This is a genomic window from Chitinophaga sp. Ak27, from assembly GCF_012726295.1.
GTDB lineage: Bacteria > Bacteroidota > Bacteroidia > Chitinophagales > Chitinophagaceae > Chitinophaga.
Genome location: NZ_JABAOB010000009.1, coordinates 146096 through 165487, shown reverse-complemented (window position 1 = coordinate 165487; position 19392 = coordinate 146096). Strand labels below are relative to the sequence as shown.

Below are 19392 nucleotides of genomic sequence, written 5' to 3'. Positions count from 1 at the left end.
AAATTTCCAACCGATGAAACCAGATATCACCAATAAAGAAGACATCCGGGCCGTCGTATATGAATTCTATGACCGGATAAAGTCAGATCCTGTAGTAGGCATCTTCTTTACCAAAATAGTTGCCATTAACTGGGAAGCGCATCTTCCTACTATGTGTGCTTTCTGGGAAAATGTACTATTCTACACCGGCGATTATGAAGGGAATCCGCTGGATACACATCGTAAAATCCATTTGCAGCATCGAACCAAACCGGAACATTTTAGCCGGTGGCTGGAGCTGTTTGACAAAACCATTGATACTCATTTCTCCGGTCCTAATGCCGACAAGATGAAATATCGCGCTAAAGCCATTGCGGCGGTAATGCAACAAAAGATATAGCCACGGCTACCGCCGCCGGCCAGCCTGCGAAAAAAATAGCGCTGTGGCACTGCCTAATAGTATCAACGCCGCAACAAATAACATCTCACGGATCTGTGGAACCGGTATATAAAAAAAAGCTGCGAATCCCTGTACGGCTAAGAGCAATTCGTTGAAGAGTACCCCTGAAAAAAATACAAAAGAAAAGGTTTTTGTGCGTTTACCCGTTTTTATAAGGCCATTGGCGAGCATATAACCAATGAGGAAAAGACTGTATACGCCCAGTAAAACCAGGTGCAAATAAGCGATAACAACCGGGCGGAATCCGAACACCAGTTGGCTGAGGGATGGTATGACAGAAATGGTTTGCAATAGAAATTTAATCGTCAGCGCCCAGGTAGCCGCGCAGAATAAAAAATTGATCCATCCTGGGTAGCCCGATGGTTGCTGCCGGAAGATTAGCCAGGATTTCCTGAGAAAAATAATCCATGCCAACAACTGCAGTGCAGCAGCTGCAACGGTAACAATATATAGCCAGAACGGCAATTTAGCCCATAGCATGGATAAAAAAAAAGTAGGGATAACAGCGATCACAAACACCCGGAAATACTTTTTAGCTCCTTCAAAAACAGCAGGAAACCGGGCTGCCGCAAGCGCCATACTTCCAAAGAAGAACCAGCCGTTATATTGAAAATGCAGGTAATAATACACCGAACCCAGATAAAACCGATGGTTAATATCTTTGGTAGCCATCATATATGCCAGGAAAAACGGTCCGGCGGAAGATAATACGTTCAGTAACAACCCGGTTATTGCCCAGGGTTTGGCAGGATGTGCAACAGGAAGATATTTTGTATCACGGAGAAAGATACCGGCAAATGCCATCCCAATAACAATAGCCAACGTGGAGAAGGAAATAGATACCGCCTTATACCCCTGCACGGTAAATGCTATCAGCATACCGAATGAGCATACCAGGTTCAGTATAATCAACTGTCTATATCTTTTCTGCTGCGATGACGTAATAAAAGGAGCTATCACCAGGGCAAGTCCGCTGTATAATACATGGGTTATCCATGCGCTGAAAGCAAAATGCGAATGGGCATGCAACAGGTTATTTTGCTCCAGGAACGGTAGGGAAAAAGCAATTTTATAACGCATTAAGGTACCGTACAGGGCGACCACCGCCAAATTTAATAATCCCCATCGAAACCATTTTCCGGCAAGCGGGCTGTCCATATTACTGGTAATATAATTTGTGATCGATGATTTTCACCATACCTTTCTTGCTCATGCGGACGAGCGTACGGATAACAGTTTCTACCCTAAGTCCTGTAAAGTCGGCAATTTGCTGCCTTGTGTAAGGTACAAGGTCTGTGGTAGCGGTGGTAAGATGAACATTCAAATGTTTCAGAAACAGCATGATCTTTTCTTCGGGGGTAGGGCTTACCCATACCTGGGCCGCTGTTGATTTATTGTAAATACGTTCTGCGAAGGTAAAGAGCAGCTTCTCAGTGATATCGGGATATGTTTTTAAAATCTCGAGCAGGTTCGTTCTGGCAATTCTTATGACCACGCTTGGGGTGAGGGTCTGCGCCGTAGTCGGGTAACATTTACCCACCATCAGGGGCGGTTCGCCGAAGCTTTGTCCAGCCGAAAACACGCCCTGGATTAATTCTTTGCCGTCGGCGTTGCTGGTAAATATCTTTACAGACCCTTCCACTACCTGGTAATAAAAAAGAGGAGTTCCCCCTTCATGAAAAATGATAGCGCCTTTGGGGAGCTTCCGGGCAACGCCACCGTACGTAATCAGTATATTGTAATCTATCTGCATATAGTTGGGGATATACGAAAGAATACTTTTTTGAAGCAGCAGTTATCTATAAGGCTAATTGTTGCTGTTCCAGGGCAATGGCCCTGGGGAACAGGATATTATTCTCGAGGTGAATATGCAGATGGAGATCTGCTTCATACTCTTTCAACAACGAATAGGTAACCCTGTAAGTATTACAGGCATCTTCAGGGGGCGTGTAGTTATTGGTAAGTACTGCTATGCGGCGGAAACGTTCCCCTTCATTTTCATGTTCCTGCATCATGGCATGGATGGGATGTTGTACTGTTCCAAAGGGGGCGTGGACGGCCATTTTCCCCGCTGCAACCATTTTCCTGATAAATGGGAACAGCACCGATTCTTCTTTATGCATATGAGCGGTCAGCTCCTCTGCGCTCTCCTGGAAAAGGATCTCGATTTCCTTCAGTTCAGGGTGACTTTCACCGTGCACGCTCCTTACTTTGTGCAGGAATGGCGCTATTTCCATGATTTTCTCCCGCACATAGCGGTGATGTTTTTTCTCTATATAATCTGCCAGCAGATCAAGCGGCCAGGTGTTGTAATCGGCTGTGGCGCTGCCGGTCTGTGCGGCTACCTCTTGTAAATCCGAGATCAGCTTGCCGGCATCCAGGTGTTTTTTCTCGCAGGCATCTGCAATGCTGCGGTTACCGTTGCAACAAAAATCAATACCACGGTTTTTAAAAACGGCTGCCGTACGGTAGTCGGCCGCTACCAGCTCCCCTACAATGGTTTGTTGATTGATATCCATAATACTTTTATTTAGTTGATGTAAACATGAACGTCATATATATCATACCAGGGGCCTTCCGCCGGTGGTGCTATAATATTCGATCTTGGAAAGGAACATCCCGGCCATCTTAACGCCCCGCCATTTAGCCTCATCCGCAATGGCGCCTTCAAAATGCTCATCAATGGTTTGGTGCCATATCGACAGCCAGGTATCAAAATGTTGTTTATTGACTGGTAAACCAGCATGGGGCGGAAACGGACTGCCGTTATAGGTATGTTCCTCCAGCAACACCGTTTGCCAAAAGCGATACATCTTCTCAAGGTGGGCCGGCCACCGGTCTTGTATAATCCTGTTAAAAATAGGGCCTAGTAATTCATTTTCCCGAACAGCTGAGTAAAAACTATCTACCAATAGCTGAATATCTTCAATTTTGGTTATTTCGCATTTTAAACTCATAAGAAATTAGCATTTTCCCCGATTACTACAAAAAAAAATTTCGATCCAGGGCGTTTTCCCTCTTTTGGACTTCACAAAGTTAATACGGAAAATAATAAAAGACAAATTTGTCTTTTATTAAACATGCGTTTTCTCTCCGGCACTCGGAGCCTGAAATGAGTATAAACATGATCAGGATCATTTGTCTCCTGTTAGTACTACCATAATTTTGCAGACGCACGGAAAAGCAATGTCAGCCAATTGGAAAAAGCGCCTATTCGCCAGGTTCAGTCATTTTAACACCCCAATTAAATCTCATTTTTATGACCAAAATCTCGTTTACACAGCTCTTTATTTACATTGTCATTATCAATTTCCTTAACACCGGCTGCAGGAAAGAACCAGGCATTCATTTTCCCGGACCACATTGCGATATTCTAAGTATTACCGGCAACTTTAATGGGCCTGTTGATACCATATTCTTTTCCTACAATATGGCAGGTAATCCCATAGCTGTCACCAGGGCATTTCCAAGCACCGGGTTCCCAAATTACCAGTTCAGGTATGACAAAAACAACCGGCTTACAGACTACATCACACTATACCCCAATAGCAGTGAATTTGAAACCTGGCACCGCTACTATTATCTCGGTAACAGGATTGTATTTGACAGCATTTTTCAATTCGGCTTGTTGGGAGACGTTCCCCGGCCTTCTCCCATTGTACCTAACTTATTTATTCGCGGCTATGCCGCATTCGAATATGATGAAATGGGAAGGATAACGAAAACAATAGACTCCATAGGCTGGATCTACGGCAGGCTTACCAGGTACTACACCTATAACGGGGAAGGAAATCTTGTAAAGGTGGTGTATCAGTCGGCTGCTTTCCCTGAAAGAGATAGCCTTATCATTAGCGGTTACGATAATAAAGTCAATATGCATCTGACACATCCCGTATGGCAATTCCTCGACAGGATGTACAGCCTGAATAATCCCATAAAAGCGGAAAGCTATAATAAACATGGGCTTCCGCTTGTCTTCGGTATAAGCGCTCCGCTAAAAAATGGCAGGGTGCTGGACCCCGGAGCTTCACTTGCTGACTTCATTGAGCTGGGCACCTACTCGTTTATCAACATACGGTATAGCTGCAATTAATATATCTAAAGATTACGAGGGCTATTGGCGTACAATAGCCCTCAAAAACAACAATGGTCATCCTCCCCTTTTCCTGACAGATATCACCCGATACGCTGATCAGAGTCATTGTGCCATTAACATTTTTATTAAACATTTGGTTAATAAAATAATCATTTTATGGATTCACAACTTTGTAAAACAGTTGCTTTATCATTTTCCCAAGCTATTGAAAAAATAACAGATGCATTAAAAAGTGAAGGATTTGGTGTTCTCACTACAATAGATGTAAAAGACACCTTAAAAAAGAAAATTGACGTTAACTTCAGAGATTATATTATCCTGGGCGCCTGCAATCCACAACTGGCGTACCAAGCATTATCTGCCGACGGGAAAATAGGTTTATTGCTCCCCTGTAACGTAGTGATACAGCAATATGACGACGGGAAGGTGGAGATATGCATTGCTGACCCGGAAGAAATGGCCCGGCAAAGCAATAACAACAGCCTTACAACAATTGCTGCAACAGCCAAATTATCGTTAAGCAGGGTGCTGCAAAAGGTATAATATTATTAAGATGATAAACAGGGAAAATGTTGTCACCTCAAAATGAAGAAAGCAACAAATATTGGGCGTTGAACGCCGATACTATTGCAAAAGTTTGTGCAACAGATGCCCAATTGGGATTAACAGAGGAAGAAGCCGCAAAAAGGTTAACGAGATATGGCTACAACAATGTTGTCAAACCCAAAAAGAATAAGGTACTATTAATATTATTACGACAATTTACCAGTCCATTCACGCTATTACTGGGCATTTCCACTATTCTCTCTTTTTTCTTCAGGGAATGGCTGGACGGATTTGCGATACTAATAGTAATTATATTGAATATTGTTGTCGGATTCCTGATGGAATACCAGGCACACCGATCCATGAAAGCACTGGAAAAATTAAATATTGTCCATGCAAGGATAATCCGGGATGGACAAATGATAGCAATAAAATCTGAACTATTGGTGCCGGGAGACCTACTCTTTGTTGAAACTGGTGGAATGATAACCGCCGATGCAAGAATTATCAACTCAAAGCAACTTCAAATCGATGAATCAATGCTGTCGGGCGAATCATTTCCGGTAAATAAAACATGTAACCCACTGCCAGAAAACACGCCCTTAGTCGAAAGACATAATATGTTATATAAAGGAACTTTGGTTACAAAAGGAAATGGGCTTGCCATAGTTGTAAATACAGGAATAAAAACTGAGGTTGGAAAGCTGGCCGATATTGTCCAACAATCGGAACAGACGGCGACGCCGTTAGAGATAAAGGTTCGGCAATTAAGTAAAAAACTGATTTGGATAACGTTGGCGGCAATTATTATAATCCTTACTGGTAGTTTCTTTTATGGAACGCCTGTCACGAAAGTGATAAAGTTAGCAATAGCATTATCAGTTGCGGCCATTCCAGAAGGATTACCCGTTGTAACTACGCTGGTATTGTCTTTTGGCGTACTGCGAATGGCTAAACATAAGGTCATCATTAAAAAGCTGTCTGCCGTTGAAACACTGGGCGAAATAAATGTTATTTGTACGGATAAGACAGGTACGCTTACCAAAAATGATATTGAAGTATCGCTAATTCATATTCCAGATCTTTCAGCGCATGTGCAAATTAATACCGCGGACATAGCTATACATTGGATGGAAAACAAGCGTATTTCCGGGACAATTGCCTACGACCATCTTTGCAAAATTTCGGTGTTATGCAATACGGCGGTTTATCAACCGGGCGGGGACGGTTCAACTACTTCCGGATCCTCACTGGAGATTGCGCTGCTTAAAATGGTGTATGCATCAGGTATAAAATTCAATCAATACTGGCAGGAATTCAGTAAAATTGACGAGTTCCCTTTTTCTTCGGAAACAAGGGTCATGTTTACGCGTCACGAGGTAAAGGGTCCGCGGCGGTATTATTATGTGGCCGCCAAGGGCGCAGTGGAAGAGATATTGAAGTACTGTACTTTCCAGGAGGCTGAAAATGGAAAAAGTCAAATGGGAGAAGAAGAAAAAGAACAATGGAAAGCCATTGCCACCAAGCATGCGCAATCCGGTTTCCGGATGTTGGCATTTGCCTACCGCGAAACATTAGCACCCGAACAACATTTCGCACATGACTTAACGCTGGCAGGAATTATTGGATTTAGTGATCCTCTAAGAGAAGGCGTAACCGAAGCGATCAAAGAGTGCAAAAAAGCCGGCATAAGGATCATTATGATAACAGGCGACCATCCTGAAACTGCAAAGAATATTGCATTACAATTGGGTATTTCCACTTCCTGGGAAGAAGTGATGTCTGGCAGCGCCATGAAACCTTATGATCAGCTAACGGTTTCTGATCGGGCAAGGTGGTTGAACAGTACCATATTTGCCAGGGTGAGCCCTGAGCAAAAACAACAACTGATTACCGTTTTACAGGATGAAAAAATGATAGTTGCCATGACGGGCGACGGCGTAAATGATGCCCCGGCATTGAAAAAAGCTGACATCGGCGTTGCCATGGGGCAAAGAGGTACCCAGGTAGCACGGGAAGCAGCAGATATGGTCCTGAAAGATGATGCCTTTACGTCTATCGTCTCCGCCGTGAGGCAAGGAAGGATCATTCTCGAAAACATCCGGAAATACGTGATTTTCCTATTATCCTGTAACCTAAGCGAGTTACTTATATTTACAGTATGTGCGCTGTTTAACCTGCCTTTTCAGCTTTTCCCGCTACAGATCCTGTTCATTAATTTCGTGACAGATGTTATGCCTGCACTGGCACTGGGTGTGAGCTACAGCGGTGACCAAATTATGCAACGGAAGCCATATCCACCGGGAACGCCAATAATAGATAAAAAAAGATGGATGGCTATACTTGTTTATTCCCTTATCATCACTGCTACCACCCTCTCGGCTGTGGCTACCAGCTATTTAATATTTCATGACAATGAACAAAGATATGCGGTTTATAATAACATTCTCTTTTATACTTTAATTTTTTCGCAGCTATTGCAGGCATTCAATATGACCTTTAACCGGAAAATACCTTTCCACAAAACGGATGTATTTCGCAATCAAGCCATATGGTATGCGATAGCGGCGTGCGTTATCCTGTCATTGGCAGCTTATTGGACAACGCCGGTACGATTGGCGCTTGAAATCACCTCAATTAGCTGGCAAAACTGGAGTATTATATTATTGTACTCGATATTACCCGTAGTTATTATAAGATATTTAAAGAAATGGAAATGGACTATTTAATGTTATGCTACTCATGCGCAATAAAAACTGGCATTCCATGGCCTGTTATTACTTCTGTAGCAAAGCTTTTCCTAAATAATTCTGAAAGCGTTGTGCGGGAATAGGAGCCACATACCAACATTGGTTTCTCAATTCCTGCAATCCAGGCATCGAAATGCTTGGGGGACGCACCTTTCAGCGTGTGAATAGTGAGATTAACGAAATGTCTTGCCACTAATTCTTCTACCAGTTGCATATCGGGTATTTCAGCGTTTTCATTATTTACAGCATATACAAGAATAGCGTTCTTCCCGGAAAGTTCTGGCATCAGGTTGCAGAAAGATTTAATAGCAAAGGTAGCCTGCTCACTGCCATCATAGGCCAGCACAATATTTTCCGGAAAATAAGAATGTTCCGGGATCAATAGTACCGGGCATTCAGCGCTATGTAGCGCCATTTTCAGGTATTCGTTGGGAGTTTCGGTGCCTCTGTTCTCATAAAATTTTTCGCTACCAAGAATCAGCAGATCAGCAAAACGCGTTTCCTTTCTTAAATCCTGTAGAGAAGCGTAGTACGTTACTTTATGCACCCTGTATTCAATGTGCTTCCGAACACACTCCTTCTCAAAAAGAGCGATGTTCTCCTTTACCAGTTCATCGCTGTACCCTTCTAAAGTAGGCTCGAAAACAGAACCGGAAAGAAGCGCCTCATTCCAGGATGGTGAAAAATCCATCTTGGGCAAAAAGGTACCGATCAAAAGTAAAGGTGTTATATCATTCAACTTATAAGCAAATTCAAATGCGCCTCTCGAGAAATGCGCACCATCCATGGCTAATAATACTTTTTTCATAGCTATATATTTTGATATTAAAATCCATCCTGTTTATGCAGATCGGTATCCACGTTATTATTGGTCCATCTTTTCAAATGCGACAACCGGTTGATGGCGGCCTCTAATATGTCTTCCGGCATTTTTTCTTTATCCATCATCCTGGTCAGATGCGCTTTCATATCATTAAGCGCCCAACCGGGGTGTGTAAACGCTCCGTACTGATAGCAATATTTACAATAATCACCGCTGGGTGATCCATCCATTTCTGTACCCCGAAGCGCTACGTTATCTAACGGCATACTACAACTCTGACAGACTGTATTATTTTCCATAATAATTAATTTACGTGCGAATGTTATTTGTTATGCGCTATAAACAAAGGAAATGATAATGCCTCCATCAATACATCCGCCATACTTTTCCTGAACCACCTGGAAACAGTACTTCGCCTGTAAGCGCCCAGCACAATTGCTGTTCCCTCCTGTTGGCCCAGCAAATAATTTACAATCTCCTCCTCTGGCTGCCCTTCCATTACTTTGTATATTGCGTCCGGGAAATGTTTCTTGATAAATTCCTTTATCAAATGCTTATTCTCAAGGTGATTTCCTTCCGGGTTGACCGACAACACGGTGGTAGGTAATGATTGCCAGGAAGAGAAAAGGTAACTATACATTTTTATTGCATAGACAGAAGACGGTTCCCCATCATATAAAAGCACAACATTTGTTACATCGCTAAAAACCGGGGGGATCAAAATCTGCGTAGGCACAATAAGCACAGGGCATTGCACATCCGTTAACAAATCACGGACGAAGCGTGTGGGTGGCTTACTAACATCGTGTATAAATGTCTCCTTGGCATCTATTACCAGTAAATCTGCATAAATACTTTCCTCCAGCGCACTTAATAGGGAAATATTTTTATTTCTGTGAACACTATATGCGATCCCGGCCTTTTGGCAGGCAGCTTCAAACTTTCCTATTGCAGCCTTACGTTTTTCTTCATCTTCCTCTTCCAGCTGCGTGATAATAGCCTGGTCTGTACCTTCTTTCAGCAACTGGTATAAATTAAAACTATTGTAAGTCAAATCATCCGAAAAAACACCGGTCAAATGTGCCCGCTGATGCTTCGCTATCCAAATGGCATAATGAAGCGTACTTTCTGAAAATCTGAAACTATCAAAAATCGCCGCGATCTTTTGCATGACAGTGTTTTTACCAAAAGTACTACCAGGCAGAAAAGCAATATATGATACACGTTAGCATATCCCCTGATTTTCGTCATTAACATCATAGTCAGCATCTAATCATAGGAAATACTTCTAGCACAATTGATAAAATATGTAACATATCTATTATGTTTTATTCGTCACGTGGTTAGGGTATCATTATTCAGCAAGCTGCGGATAACAGCAGCAAAGCCCGCAAATAAGGTATTTGCGGGCTTTGCCGATTCATTTTATCTTCCCCCGGGGAGTGGATTTTCAGTTAAACAATTACTTGAATTTTAACGCCAATGTTATTATATCGCTATTTAAACCGGTGGAACGCATGTAATGACCATATCTTAACTCCAGCGCGTTAAAATGCTGCCAGCTAAAAACGCCTTTGGGAGGTGATAACCGGATATTGCCTCCTAAGAAACTACTATGAAGTGTAGACAGGTCGTAATCGCTGGTATAGAAGGTGTCGCCGGGATTATGCTGACCATAGGGAGCAAAGTAGCGTGTGCCTTGCTGATTATTATACCGGTAAAATGGGCTCAACGATACAAAAGAGGTTAGCTTAACCGGCACTTCAATTTCGGCGGTATGCGCCCTGATTCCCCAGCTATCCATATAATAGCGGTAGAAAGTTCGTATAACAAAACGATCTGCCAGAAAATAATTAAGCCGTATAGCTATTGGCAGCTTGTAACGATTGTCTGGTAGGTTCTCTATCCGTTCCGACCCATCGGTGAAGTAATTCCGCTGGTACCTTGTGGCCAGCAACCCATGCTGATAGGATGGTTCAACTACCAGCATTATCTGCGTACGTTCATTAATTACCTGCGATAGGCCAAACGACGCACTGAAGGAGTTCCGGGGCTTATAGTCCAGGGGACGTTGATCCCCTTCCGATCCGGAACCGTAACCGGGCGGCCGCAGCTCAACAGGCAATATCACCTTCCATCTATCCAGGAAAGCCTGCAACCTGAAATCAAATTGCCGGTTCTTATCTTTTGAAACCCTGGTGATATTCACTCCTCCACCGAATGACTGGTAATCGAATTCGTGAGAGTAGGAAGCCGTTATTCCAAAAGCATTGCCGGTTTTTACATTTGAATTAGTCCAGTTTATGGATGGATAAATTCGCGTATCTGAACTGGAAGCAGAAGATATACTATGAGGATCTATTTTGTCTGAAGATGCAGACGTATAGTGATCAATCCCTAGTTCAAACAGGAAGGTATGTTTATGTCCTTGTTTGTTGAATTTTGAAAGCTGTATGTCAAAGGTATTAGCAAAGTCTGTGAGCTTCTCTGTACCAATACCGCCCGTTACCGCGGAATTATTACCATCCTGCGTGTAATAGGCAGATACAATGTTGACTTCATCCAAAGTGAGTTTCCGGGATTGATAGTTAGACGTATCTGCCGGTTGTTTTTGCTGCGCTTGTGCCTGCGAAGTCAGGATACATAGGTATAAAGCCAATATCCCAAAGTTTAGTCGTTTCATTTACCCCATTTAAAGTTTAATTACAACCGCAGCCACCTCCGCTTTTTCCGCCGTTGGCGCCGGAGCCGCCTTCCCTATATAACTGGAAGCTCTGCTCAAATTTCTGTGACTTTCGTGCCGACAGGTCCATTTCCGTGTCGTTCAGTTTATTCTTCTGGTAGGCCTTCACCGTGGTACAGGAGCTGTAAACCAAAGAGAGGAAGGCGGCAATCAGTATCAGGCCAACGCTTCTATGCATATCAATTTTTAATGTTTATATTATTGGAGCAAAAAATATGATGGTGTTCGTCTATGATTACACAGGCCATGTGATGCAGTTGATTAACGAGATCAAGGCCCACTTTTATACCCATCACCGTTACCGGTGTGGCCATTGCATCTGCCAGTTCTGCACTGGGGCAGATAATACTGACGCTTTTTATTCCTGTAACCGGCAACCCGGTGGAAGGATCAATCGTATGCGAATATTTCCGGCCATCTATCACGGCGTACTTTTCGTAATTGCCGGAAGTAGCGATAGCCATATTGCTGATATTAAGGGTTGAGAAGGGCATGCCGGAATGATCCGGATCGGCAATGGCAATCGTCCACGGCTTACCATTGGGCTGTGTTCCCCAGGTAATAAGATCTCCGGCAGCATTGACGATGCCGCTTGTAATACCCCTGCCCTGCAGCACCATTTTGGCACGATCCGCCGCATACCCCTTGCCAATACCGCCAAAGCCAATCCGCATACCCACTTCTTTCAGCAATACTGTTCCCGCTACCTCATCGAGCACGACATTCCTGTAGTTGATCAGCCGGACGGATTTTTTTGCCAACAAAGGATCCGGTAAGGCCTTCATATTTACATCGAAATTCCAGAGGCTTTTATCAATACCGCCATAAGTGATATCAAAAGCTCCCTGTGTAAGAGAGGATATTTTCAATGACCGCCTGATGAGGTCAAATACTTCCTTATCAACTTTCACCGGCTTTATTCCTGCCCATCGGTTTATTTCGCTGGTCTGACTATCATCACTAAAGGTGGTCAGTAATTTCTCGATACGGCTTACTTCAGCAATAGCTGCCTGAATATGCGCTGTAGCATCTTCTTTGTTATCACACACCACACTGAACTCGAAACGGTTGCCCATGAGTTTCAGTACCTGCCTGTGCAATTGTGGCCCAATTGCCGGATAATCAGTTTCAATCATGCACTATGGCTTTTATTTCCCCCACAAACTTCTCAGGTGTCACTCCCGGAAAGCCATCCCAGGCTTTTAACACCTTTCCATTTTCATCGATGAGTAAGGTATAGGGGAACTTTCCTTCTGGGTTATACTTATCTGCAAGTGCTTCGTTAAGCTGTACCTGCGCCTTATTTAATTGATTTTTCTTCTGGCGGGGAAAGTCTGCCCGTACGAGTAAAAGATGGGAAGCGGCATAATCTTCAAAAACCTTCGACTCCAGGATTTCCTGCCGGAGGCGGATACAGGGGCCACACCAGTCGGATCCTGAAAAATTAACCAGGATTACTTTATGGGATGTTAGCGCCGTGGTTTGAGCTTCCTGGAAATTCCCTGACCAATTCACACCAGGCCCTGCAAAGATCAATAACAGGGAGATTAATAATTTCATATAATTAGATGCTTAAGCGTAAATACGTAAAGAGGTACCCGTGAGCTGTGTTTTGTACACCGTGAGGGAGCGGCTTGCCGGTCCGTTAATGACACTTCCATCCTCACTGAATGTGGCGCCATGGTTATTACAATAAAATTGATGGCTGGAGGCCTGGTAGTTTAATGGATAACTTTCATGTGTACACGACTGCTGTACGGCAATATAAGCACCAGCAGAGGTTTTAGCCACTATTACACCATTGGCGGAGAGAAATCCTCCGTTAGTGAGTAGTGCTGCGTTGGCCGATGCTCTCAAATCCAATGTAAAGTCAATGTTTCCCGGTGGATCGGAAGGAGTAACTCCTCCTGAACTTTTAGAACATCCCAGACATGTCGTTAAGATCACCGAAGCAGAACCTATGCCTAGCGCAGCCAGAAATTCGTTTCTATTCATTCCCGTTTATACTTTTTAGCAATATGACCAAACAAATGAATGGGATTAATGAGGATGGCTTTATGGCTAGTATACAGATAAGTGTAGATTAATGGCGGTTTTTATTTAATGGCTATATGTCTGGCAAAGTAAAAGATGATTCTGAAGCAATTCTGTAGTTCGGCAATGCAGCTCGGGACTCGCCTACTCCCCTACAGCCACAAATTCGCCTTTCTCCTTCACCACCTGGTTTCCCCAGGTGGTAATCGCTTCCAGCACAGGAATGAAGGTTTCGCCAAAATCCGTCAGGCTGTAAACTACTTTGACAGGCGGCTTTTTACCATAGACTTTTCTTGCTACCAAGCCGTCTTTCTCCAGTTGCTTTAACTGCAAGCTCAGCGTCATTTCCGTCACCGCCGGCATTTCTTTGCGGAGCTCATGGTATCTTTTTGCTTCGTCTTTTAAATGGTATAAGATGACTGCCTTCCACTTTCCACCCACCAAATCCATGGTTAAACTTACCGTACAAGGGTAAAGCCTGCCATTTAGCTTTATTTGATCACTAATACATTCAGTTCTCATGTTAATGTTTTTTGATACTATCTGTTTGGATAGTTATTGCAAATGTATTCTACTAAAAATAGTTTTGCAACTATAATATTTATAGTTTAATAAATACATAACGTGATGACCAATTTAAAAGCAAACAGCGCCGCTATACAAAGAGATAAACCGCTTATTACGATCGTAGGTATTTTGGGCAAACAAGGATTAAGTGCAGCCCGTAGCCTGCTGGCTGCCGGAAAGTACCGGGTACGGGGTATTACACGCCGTATCAACTCCCCGGAAGCGCTCTCCCTGTCTCAGCAAGGAGTTGAGCTGGTGAGTATACCGCTTATCCCCGGGCACAAAACAGCATTTGCCAAGGCCTTCCAGGGCGCTGATGGGGTTTTCCTCATGACACCTAACATTGTGCCACCGGCCATCCATGAGTTTGAATTAGGCAAACAGCTGGCGGATGCCGCGGTAGAAGCAAAAGTGCCTCATATTGTGTTCAGCAGCCTGGAAAATGTAGATGAACGCACCGGCGGGAAAAAGTTTGCACCACACTTTACAGATAAGGCTAAAATCGAAGCCTATATCCGCGCCCTGCCTGTTAAAAGTTCATTTATTTACATGGCCTTCTTTTACACCAACCTGATGGAATTTTATACGCCTATCTTACGGGGCGATACCCTGGTATTTCCTATTTATTTGCCGAAAGACTTTCGTGCACCGTTTGTTGATCCGCTCACAGCCACCGGGCCAGCCGTTTTAGAGATCCTTTCTAACCCTGACCAGTATGCAGGACAGTCCCTTCCCGTTATCGGCGATATGATTTCTCCGCAACAAATGGTGGATACATTTGTCAGCGTAACCGGTCAGAAAGCTGTATACAGCTCCGCCTATTCGCGGGAGGAGCTCCTCGGTCACTTCCCGGCATTCGGCTCCAATGAACCTCTGGTGCAGGAACTGACAGGGATGGTGGAATATGCGGTGGAATATGGATATTTCAGGGAAGATCGTGACTTAACGTGGAGCAGGAAAATAAACCCGGATACCCTGAATTGGGAGCAATTTCTTCGCAGCACGGGATGGAACGGAAAGAGATTTACGTATTGAGCTGCAACCGAGCGTGCCTCCCAAACAGGCCGTGTACGGGCATCCGCAATTGTTATATCAAACAACTTTCCCTAATTTGCAGGAATGCATAAGATCCCGGTTCGATATATCAATGAAGCGCTCAAAGAACCTGGGTTCTCCGGTGGCTTCAGCATGCGGCCCCTGGAAGACTTTATGGAGGGGCAGGATATGTTGCAGGCCTTGCACCGGCACTCCTTCTACTACATATTGGTATTGGAAAAAGCCAGTGGTGAACACGCGATCGATTTTACACCCTACCCTGTTAAAGATAGTACTGTCTTTTTTATGCGGCCAGGGCAGATACATCAGCTATTCCTGGATAATGGCAGTCGGGGTTACCTCCTCCATTTTACGGATGATTTCTATGCCCCGGCTGAAAGGGCTGCCAGGCAAGTATTGCGAAGTGTCAGCAACAGGAACTATTTTCCTATGGAGCGGGCACCATTCAGCCGGCTATACCAGCTGCTTGAAATAATCCACCGCGAATACACCGAAAAGCAGGAACGCTACAAGCAGGCGATAAAATCGGCGCTGGATATTATGTTCCTGGAGTTGCTGCGACAAGGCGGACAGCCGCAATCGTCAGATGAGCGGCCAGAATACATGCAGGAACGGCTGGATGAATTGCTGGAACTGGTAGAAAAACATCTACCAGAACATAAACAGGTGGCTTTCTACGCCGCGAAACTGCACCTCAGCAGCTACCAGCTGAATACCGTTACTAAAACATTATTGGGTAAAAGTTGCTCAACACTCATCAATGACATGATTATCCTTGAAGCCCGCAGGCACCTGCTCGCCACCTCCAACCAGGTAAACCAGGTGGCCTCAATGCTGGGCTACGAGGACGTATCTTATTTCATACGCTTTTTCAAAAAAAACACCGGCTTCTCTCCCGAAGCTTTTCGCAGTAACTTCAAATAAGTCCTATTAATCCAGGTTTTAGTCCTACTTCCGACAGTATACATCCGGTAAATTTGTAGAGAACAATAACTATCTACGATGCAAAACATGTGGGACGAACGCTACTCAAGACAGGAATTCGTTTATGGCAAGGAGCCTAACGAGTTTTTCAAGGCACAGCTTAACCAACTCCCTACCGGGTCTATATTAATGCCGGCTGATGGAGAAGGCCGTAATGGCGTATATGCGGCGGCAAACGGCTGGACCGTTACTTCCTGCGACCTGAGCCAGGAAGGTCGCAATAAAGCCCTGCAACTGGCCGCCGAAAGAGGCACTACCCTGGAATACCTGGTGGGCGACATCGCAGCGCTGAGTCTACCCGAATCAGCATTCGATGCCATAGGGCTTATCTTTGCGCATTTTCCGCCAGACCAGAAATCTTTCCTGCTGCAGCGCATAGCCCGCTCCCTAAAGCCCGGTGGTTACCTGATCTTCGAAGCATACAGCAAACAACATGTAAAATACCAGCAAGTCAATCCCACTGCGGGCGGACCCAAAGGAGCGGAAAACCTCTACTCTACGGAGGAACTGCTGCAATGTTTCGGTAGCTACGATATACAACTGCTGGAAGAAACAGAGGTAGAACAGGGTGAAGGCATTTTTCATAACGGCCGCGGCATTGTATTACGGTTTGTAGGCAGGAAGCCGGTTGAATAACCTGACGTTCACCTTTTCTCAGCCCAGATATACCCACGCCTGGTGGCATATTCCATATTTTCATTGGGATATCTCTCTATGGCATCAATGATGGTAAAACCTGTTTCTCCAAGTAGCTTTAAGATATCTGCTGTTTTAAAAAAGCATAGATCCACATCTATTTCCTTGTCATGCGCTTTGTCAAAATGAACAATTTCTTCTCCCACATGAAAAGAAAATAAAAAGTTCCCTCCTGTTTTCAATACCCGGTTTATCTCTGCAAAGCAGTCCTGCACCTGGTCGAGAGTAAAATGTACGATGGCATAGAATGCCAGCACGCTTCCAAGGTGCCCGGCAGGGTAATCGATATGCAGCAGGTCGCCTGTTTGAAAGTCTATCTGAGGAGAAAGCCTCCGCGCAACATTAACCATGGCCGGAGAAAGATCAATGCCCACAATGTCTTTTAAGCCATTGTCGTACAGAAACCTTGTTGTTTGTCCGGGTCCGCAACCAAAGTCGGCACATAACCCCGCGTCTTTATTGGACGAGGCAAATTCGGTTAATAACAAGCGGTCAACATGCTTTTTGGACAATTCGTCCCAGCGTTCCACGGCGTAGTCTTCCGCTACGAGGTTATAGCAATGCAATATTTTATCCTGTGAATTCATATGGATGTCAGTTTTAAAATATTAACCCGTTATTGCTGTCATCATGCCTCAGTTCCGATAACAAAGGCCTTCAACTCCGCCATCTTACCATCTTGAAACCGCCAGACATCGCAGTAGTCGTAATCTACCTGTATCCCGTTTTCGTTCTTCATGCTGATTTTTCCGATGGCCGTCACAAACTCGCCTTCCGCGATCATGTTTTCGACGATAAACTTTGGCGCCTCTTCGTATACCGTCGCCATATACTGCCGGACGGCCTCCTTTCCCCGCAGTATCCTGTCGCCTACGAATGTCCAGGTAGTATCATCAGTGCAGGAGGAAAGAAATCCTTCATAATCGCCCCGGGTAATCATTGCATTTGCTGTTTCCAAAATCGCTTTATTATTTAAACTCATATGGCGTGGCTAATGTTACATTTAAACAGATGTTTTCTGAGACAATCAATAATGCCAAAAGCTATTTACCGAGAATTTCCTGCCTATGTTTTTTGCCCCAATCCGTAAGGTTATTGATGATGGTTTTCAAGGATTTCCCATGTGCAGTAAGCTCGTACTGAACAGTTACAGGTTGTGTGTTTAAAACGGTTCGTTTAACCAGCTTGTTTAATTCCAGTTCCTTTAACTCCTTGCTCAGCATTTTGTTGGAAATGCCGTCGATATCGCCCAGGATATCGGAAAATCTTCTTTTATTATAATAGCAGATAGAAGAGATAATAGATATTTTCCATTTCCCATTTAGCACGTCCATAGAATCCTGGACAGCCCTCATTTCATTTTTGTGTTCCTTTTCAAAATTTTGGCACTCCATAAGTTACTTTGTTACCTCAAGGTTACTGTTACTTTTAGATACAAAGTTACCAAAATAAATCAACTTGATCTACCTTAGCAGCTGAAGAAATTAGAAACCCAGCAGGCCTTTGGATCGTTGTTTATCCTGATAAACAATGCTGGCATTTACCAATATGAGTCAATTAATGTTTGGGGATCTTTACTTGCAATCCAGGAAGGTTCACATGCAGCGGGCTTTATTGGCAGTGATGCTGAAACAAAATTAGTGGCTACTACACCGCTTGGTCGCACCGGACAGCCGGAAGATATTGCAAAAGTAGCCGTATTTCTTGCATCCGATGATGCTGCATGGAGTACCGGTGAGAAAATTTCAGTTTCAGGAGGTATTTACGGTATCTAGATTTTTCAAATATTATAAATTTAAAATTAACAGCGATGGATAAGTTAAAAAACAAAGTAGTGGTAATTACCGGTGGCAACAGTGGTATAGGATTCGGCATTGCAGCAGCATTCAGGAACGAAGGCGCTGTTGGTACCATCACCGGGAGAAATGAAGTGACATTGGCAAGTGCAACAGATGCGCTCGGGACTGGCTTTATTGGCATTAAGGGCGATGTCACAAATATTGATGATCTGGAAAATATATTCCAAAAGACTACTGATCAATTTGGAAAAATTGATACGCTGGTAGTAAATGCGGGCGGCGTTGTAGACGGATTTCCAATGGCTGTCATCAGCGAAGTGACTGAAGAAAACTATGACCGCTATATGGATTTGAATCTGAAGAGCGCTTACTTCACGGTACAAAAATCGCTTCCCTATTTAAACGACGGTGCTTCTATTATACTGATTGGATCCAGTGCTGCGCATCGCGCCGTACCTGGAATGACTATTTATAGTGCTGCCAAAGCGGCCATCATATCGCTGGCCAAAGGGTTGTCGCTGGATTTATTGTCAAGAAAAATACGGGTGAATACACTTTCGCCGGGCTCTATTGATACACCCGTTTTCGGAAAAATTGTACCGCAGGAACAGCTGGAGCAGGTGAAACAAACCTGGATAAATATTACACCTGTAGGCCGACAGGGACTTCCGGCTGATATCGGTAACGCAGCGGTATTTCTGGCATCAGATGATTCAGCTTTTATAGTGGGTACGGAGATTCTTTCAGATGGTGGTCTCACTAATATCAGCCTGATGAACTAATATCACCTCCAAGTTCGTAGCTCATTCATGTTTGTTCCCCAATACCTCCCACAATACAACGATATTGACTAATACCT

25 protein-coding genes and 1 pseudogene are annotated in these 19392 nt (G+C 44.0%); 10 read left to right on the top strand and 16 right to left on the bottom strand.

Features of this window, described 5'->3' with window-relative positions; translation table 11 throughout:
- The first annotated feature begins 13 nt into the window (after positions 1 to 13).
- Positions 14 to 379 (top strand): group III truncated hemoglobin, encoded by a 366-nt coding sequence (locus HGH90_RS26035; RefSeq protein ID WP_169192222.1) that lies wholly within the window; start codon positions 14 to 16, stop codon positions 377 to 379.
- 6 nt (positions 380 to 385) lie between these two features.
- Here HGH90_RS26035 and HGH90_RS26030 read toward each other — a convergent pair whose 3' ends face one another.
- The 4 genes from HGH90_RS26030 to HGH90_RS26015 are packed head-to-tail and all read right to left on the bottom strand — an operon-like array spanning position 386 to position 3396.
- On the bottom strand, positions 386 to 1597 hold the full coding sequence (locus HGH90_RS26030) for a hypothetical protein (protein ID WP_168762679.1): 1212 nt from the start codon (positions 1595 to 1597) through the stop codon (positions 386 to 388).
- A gap of 1 nt (position 1598) precedes the next feature.
- On the bottom strand, positions 1599 to 2192 hold the full coding sequence (locus HGH90_RS26025; RefSeq protein WP_168762678.1) for a Crp/Fnr family transcriptional regulator: 594 nt from the start codon (positions 2190 to 2192) through the stop codon (positions 1599 to 1601).
- A gap of 46 nt (positions 2193 to 2238) precedes the next feature.
- The gene (gene ric / locus HGH90_RS26020) at positions 2239 to 2958 is read right to left on the bottom strand and encodes an iron-sulfur cluster repair di-iron protein (protein ID WP_168762677.1); all 720 of its coding nucleotides are present in this window, start codon (positions 2956 to 2958) and stop codon (positions 2239 to 2241) included.
- A gap of 42 nt (positions 2959 to 3000) precedes the next feature.
- Positions 3001 to 3396: a group III truncated hemoglobin gene (locus HGH90_RS26015; protein ID WP_168762676.1), complete on the bottom strand. Its 396-nt coding sequence runs from the start codon at positions 3394 to 3396 to the stop codon at positions 3001 to 3003.
- Positions 3397 to 3698: 302 nt separating this feature from the next.
- Here HGH90_RS26015 and HGH90_RS26010 point away from each other — a divergent pair, with 302 nt between their 5' ends.
- The 4 genes and pseudogenes from HGH90_RS26010 to HGH90_RS26000 all read left to right on the top strand — a co-directional run bounded on the left by HGH90_RS26010 (position 3699) and on the right by HGH90_RS26000 (position 7810).
- A complete protein-coding gene (locus HGH90_RS26010) occupies positions 3699 to 4532 on the top strand; it encodes a hypothetical protein (protein WP_168762675.1) in 834 nt (277 codons plus the stop codon).
- A gap of 159 nt (positions 4533 to 4691) precedes the next feature.
- Positions 4692 to 5078, top strand: a complete 387-nt coding sequence (locus HGH90_RS26005) for a DUF302 domain-containing protein (RefSeq protein ID WP_168762674.1) — start codon at positions 4692 to 4694, stop codon at positions 5076 to 5078.
- Positions 5079 to 5104: 26 nt separating this feature from the next.
- Positions 5105 to 5332 (top strand): annotated as a pseudogene (locus tag HGH90_RS32310) (cation-transporting P-type ATPase); the annotation flags it as partial.
- A 111-nt stretch (positions 5333 to 5443) separates the two neighbouring features.
- A complete protein-coding gene (locus HGH90_RS26000) occupies positions 5444 to 7810 on the top strand; it encodes a cation-translocating P-type ATPase (RefSeq protein ID WP_248277068.1) in 2367 nt (788 codons plus the stop codon).
- A gap of 7 nt (positions 7811 to 7817) precedes the next feature.
- Here the strand turns inward: HGH90_RS26000 and HGH90_RS25995 are convergent, their stop codons facing one another.
- From HGH90_RS25995 to HGH90_RS25955, 9 genes are all read right to left on the bottom strand, one after another.
- Positions 7818 to 8639 (bottom strand): universal stress protein, encoded by an 822-nt coding sequence (locus tag HGH90_RS25995; RefSeq protein WP_168762672.1) that lies wholly within the window; start codon positions 8637 to 8639, stop codon positions 7818 to 7820.
- A gap of 17 nt (positions 8640 to 8656) precedes the next feature.
- Positions 8657 to 8953 (bottom strand): zinc ribbon domain-containing protein, encoded by a 297-nt coding sequence (locus HGH90_RS25990; protein WP_168762671.1) that lies wholly within the window; start codon positions 8951 to 8953, stop codon positions 8657 to 8659.
- A 23-nt stretch (positions 8954 to 8976) separates the two neighbouring features.
- Positions 8977 to 9825: a universal stress protein gene (locus tag HGH90_RS25985; RefSeq protein ID WP_168762670.1), complete on the bottom strand. Its 849-nt coding sequence runs from the start codon at positions 9823 to 9825 to the stop codon at positions 8977 to 8979.
- A gap of 291 nt (positions 9826 to 10116) precedes the next feature.
- Complete coding sequence (locus HGH90_RS25980; protein WP_168762669.1) at positions 10117 to 11337, bottom strand: DUF3570 domain-containing protein; 1221 nt, start codon at positions 11335 to 11337, stop codon at positions 10117 to 10119.
- Positions 11338 to 11353: 16 nt separating this feature from the next.
- Complete coding sequence (locus HGH90_RS25975; RefSeq protein ID WP_168762668.1) at positions 11354 to 11575, bottom strand: DUF4266 domain-containing protein; 222 nt, start codon at positions 11573 to 11575, stop codon at positions 11354 to 11356.
- 1 nt (position 11576) lies between these two features.
- Entirely contained in the window at positions 11577 to 12533 is a 957-nt protein-coding gene (locus HGH90_RS25970; RefSeq protein WP_211172686.1) for an FAD:protein FMN transferase, read from the bottom strand.
- A complete protein-coding gene (locus HGH90_RS25965; RefSeq protein WP_168762667.1) occupies positions 12526 to 12957 on the bottom strand; it encodes a thioredoxin family protein in 432 nt (143 codons plus the stop codon). The genes HGH90_RS25970 and HGH90_RS25965 overlap by 8 nt, the downstream gene beginning before the upstream one ends.
- A gap of 12 nt (positions 12958 to 12969) precedes the next feature.
- Entirely contained in the window at positions 12970 to 13392 is a 423-nt protein-coding gene (locus HGH90_RS25960; protein ID WP_169192220.1) for a ubiquinol-cytochrome c reductase iron-sulfur subunit, read from the bottom strand.
- A 183-nt stretch (positions 13393 to 13575) separates the two neighbouring features.
- Complete coding sequence (locus tag HGH90_RS25955) at positions 13576 to 13953, bottom strand: winged helix-turn-helix transcriptional regulator (RefSeq protein ID WP_211172685.1); 378 nt, start codon at positions 13951 to 13953, stop codon at positions 13576 to 13578.
- A gap of 105 nt (positions 13954 to 14058) precedes the next feature.
- On the opposite strand from HGH90_RS25955, the gene HGH90_RS25950 reads away from it, so the two are divergent.
- The 3 genes from HGH90_RS25950 (at position 14059) to HGH90_RS25940 (ending at position 16674) form a co-directional block, all read left to right on the top strand.
- Positions 14059 to 15033 (top strand): NmrA/HSCARG family protein, encoded by a 975-nt coding sequence (locus tag HGH90_RS25950; RefSeq protein WP_169192219.1) that lies wholly within the window; start codon positions 14059 to 14061, stop codon positions 15031 to 15033.
- An 84-nt stretch (positions 15034 to 15117) separates the two neighbouring features.
- Positions 15118 to 15978, top strand: coding sequence for a helix-turn-helix domain-containing protein (locus HGH90_RS25945; protein ID WP_168762664.1), 861 nt, complete (start codon positions 15118 to 15120; stop codon positions 15976 to 15978).
- A 78-nt stretch (positions 15979 to 16056) separates the two neighbouring features.
- Positions 16057 to 16674, top strand: coding sequence for a class I SAM-dependent methyltransferase (locus tag HGH90_RS25940; protein ID WP_168762663.1), 618 nt, complete (start codon positions 16057 to 16059; stop codon positions 16672 to 16674).
- Positions 16675 to 16682: 8 nt separating this feature from the next.
- Here the strand turns inward: HGH90_RS25940 and HGH90_RS25935 are convergent, their stop codons facing one another.
- The 3 genes from HGH90_RS25935 to HGH90_RS25925 all read right to left on the bottom strand — a co-directional run bounded on the left by HGH90_RS25935 (position 16683) and on the right by HGH90_RS25925 (position 18128).
- Complete coding sequence (locus HGH90_RS25935) at positions 16683 to 17321, bottom strand: class I SAM-dependent methyltransferase (RefSeq protein ID WP_168762662.1); 639 nt, start codon at positions 17319 to 17321, stop codon at positions 16683 to 16685.
- A 41-nt stretch (positions 17322 to 17362) separates the two neighbouring features.
- Complete coding sequence (locus tag HGH90_RS25930) at positions 17363 to 17692, bottom strand: nuclear transport factor 2 family protein (protein WP_247679811.1); 330 nt, start codon at positions 17690 to 17692, stop codon at positions 17363 to 17365.
- Between the two features lie 85 nt (positions 17693 to 17777).
- Entirely contained in the window at positions 17778 to 18128 is a 351-nt protein-coding gene (locus HGH90_RS25925; RefSeq protein WP_169192218.1) for a winged helix-turn-helix transcriptional regulator, read from the bottom strand.
- 117 nt (positions 18129 to 18245) lie between these two features.
- Here HGH90_RS25925 and HGH90_RS25920 point away from each other — a divergent pair, with 117 nt between their 5' ends.
- Both HGH90_RS25920 and HGH90_RS25915 read left to right on the top strand, forming a co-directional pair.
- Positions 18246 to 18509 (top strand): SDR family oxidoreductase, encoded by a 264-nt coding sequence (locus HGH90_RS25920; RefSeq protein ID WP_248277067.1) that lies wholly within the window; start codon positions 18246 to 18248, stop codon positions 18507 to 18509.
- A 35-nt stretch (positions 18510 to 18544) separates the two neighbouring features.
- Complete coding sequence (locus HGH90_RS25915; RefSeq protein ID WP_169192217.1) at positions 18545 to 19315, top strand: SDR family oxidoreductase; 771 nt, start codon at positions 18545 to 18547, stop codon at positions 19313 to 19315.
- Positions 19316 to 19392: the final 77 nt, after the last annotated feature.

Coding starts and splice junctions, on each gene's coding strand:
- HGH90_RS26035 (WP_169192222.1), top strand. CDS start 14: ATGAAACCAGATATCACCAATAAAGAAGACATCCGGGCCGTCGTATAT.
- HGH90_RS26005 (WP_168762674.1), top strand. CDS start 4,692: ATGGATTCACAACTTTGTAAAACAGTTGCTTTATCATTTTCCCAAGCT.
- HGH90_RS25935 (WP_168762662.1), bottom strand. CDS start 17,321: ATGAATTCACAGGATAAAATATTGCATTGCTATAACCTCGTAGCGGAA.
- HGH90_RS25980 (WP_168762669.1), bottom strand. CDS start 11,337: ATGAAACGACTAAACTTTGGGATATTGGCTTTATACCTATGTATCCTG.
- HGH90_RS26030 (WP_168762679.1), bottom strand. CDS start 1,597: ATGGACAGCCCGCTTGCCGGAAAATGGTTTCGATGGGGATTATTAAAT.
- HGH90_RS25960 (WP_169192220.1), bottom strand. CDS start 13,392: ATGAATAGAAACGAATTTCTGGCTGCGCTAGGCATAGGTTCTGCTTCG.
- HGH90_RS26015 (WP_168762676.1), bottom strand. CDS start 3,396: ATGAGTTTAAAATGCGAAATAACCAAAATTGAAGATATTCAGCTATTG.
- HGH90_RS25955 (WP_211172685.1), bottom strand. CDS start 13,953: ATGAGAACTGAATGTATTAGTGATCAAATAAAGCTAAATGGCAGGCTT.
- HGH90_RS25940 (WP_168762663.1), top strand. CDS start 16,057: ATGCAAAACATGTGGGACGAACGCTACTCAAGACAGGAATTCGTTTAT.
- HGH90_RS25975 (WP_168762668.1), bottom strand. CDS start 11,575: ATGCATAGAAGCGTTGGCCTGATACTGATTGCCGCCTTCCTCTCTTTG.
- HGH90_RS26000 (WP_248277068.1), top strand. CDS start 5,444: ATGAAAGCACTGGAAAAATTAAATATTGTCCATGCAAGGATAATCCGG.
- HGH90_RS25970 (WP_211172686.1), bottom strand. CDS start 12,533: ATGATTGAAACTGATTATCCGGCAATTGGGCCACAATTGCACAGGCAG.
- HGH90_RS25995 (WP_168762672.1), bottom strand. CDS start 8,639: ATGAAAAAAGTATTATTAGCCATGGATGGTGCGCATTTCTCGAGAGGC.
- HGH90_RS25945 (WP_168762664.1), top strand. CDS start 15,118: ATGCATAAGATCCCGGTTCGATATATCAATGAAGCGCTCAAAGAACCT.
- ric (WP_168762677.1), bottom strand. CDS start 2,958: ATGGATATCAATCAACAAACCATTGTAGGGGAGCTGGTAGCGGCCGAC.
- HGH90_RS26025 (WP_168762678.1), bottom strand. CDS start 2,192: ATGCAGATAGATTACAATATACTGATTACGTACGGTGGCGTTGCCCGG.
- HGH90_RS25915 (WP_169192217.1), top strand. CDS start 18,545: ATGGATAAGTTAAAAAACAAAGTAGTGGTAATTACCGGTGGCAACAGT.
- HGH90_RS26010 (WP_168762675.1), top strand. CDS start 3,699: ATGACCAAAATCTCGTTTACACAGCTCTTTATTTACATTGTCATTATC.
- HGH90_RS25985 (WP_168762670.1), bottom strand. CDS start 9,825: ATGCAAAAGATCGCGGCGATTTTTGATAGTTTCAGATTTTCAGAAAGT.
- HGH90_RS25925 (WP_169192218.1), bottom strand. CDS start 18,128: ATGGAGTGCCAAAATTTTGAAAAGGAACACAAAAATGAAATGAGGGCT.
- HGH90_RS25990 (WP_168762671.1), bottom strand. CDS start 8,953: ATGGAAAATAATACAGTCTGTCAGAGTTGTAGTATGCCGTTAGATAAC.
- HGH90_RS25965 (WP_168762667.1), bottom strand. CDS start 12,957: ATGAAATTATTAATCTCCCTGTTATTGATCTTTGCAGGGCCTGGTGTG.
- HGH90_RS25950 (WP_169192219.1), top strand. CDS start 14,059: ATGACCAATTTAAAAGCAAACAGCGCCGCTATACAAAGAGATAAACCG.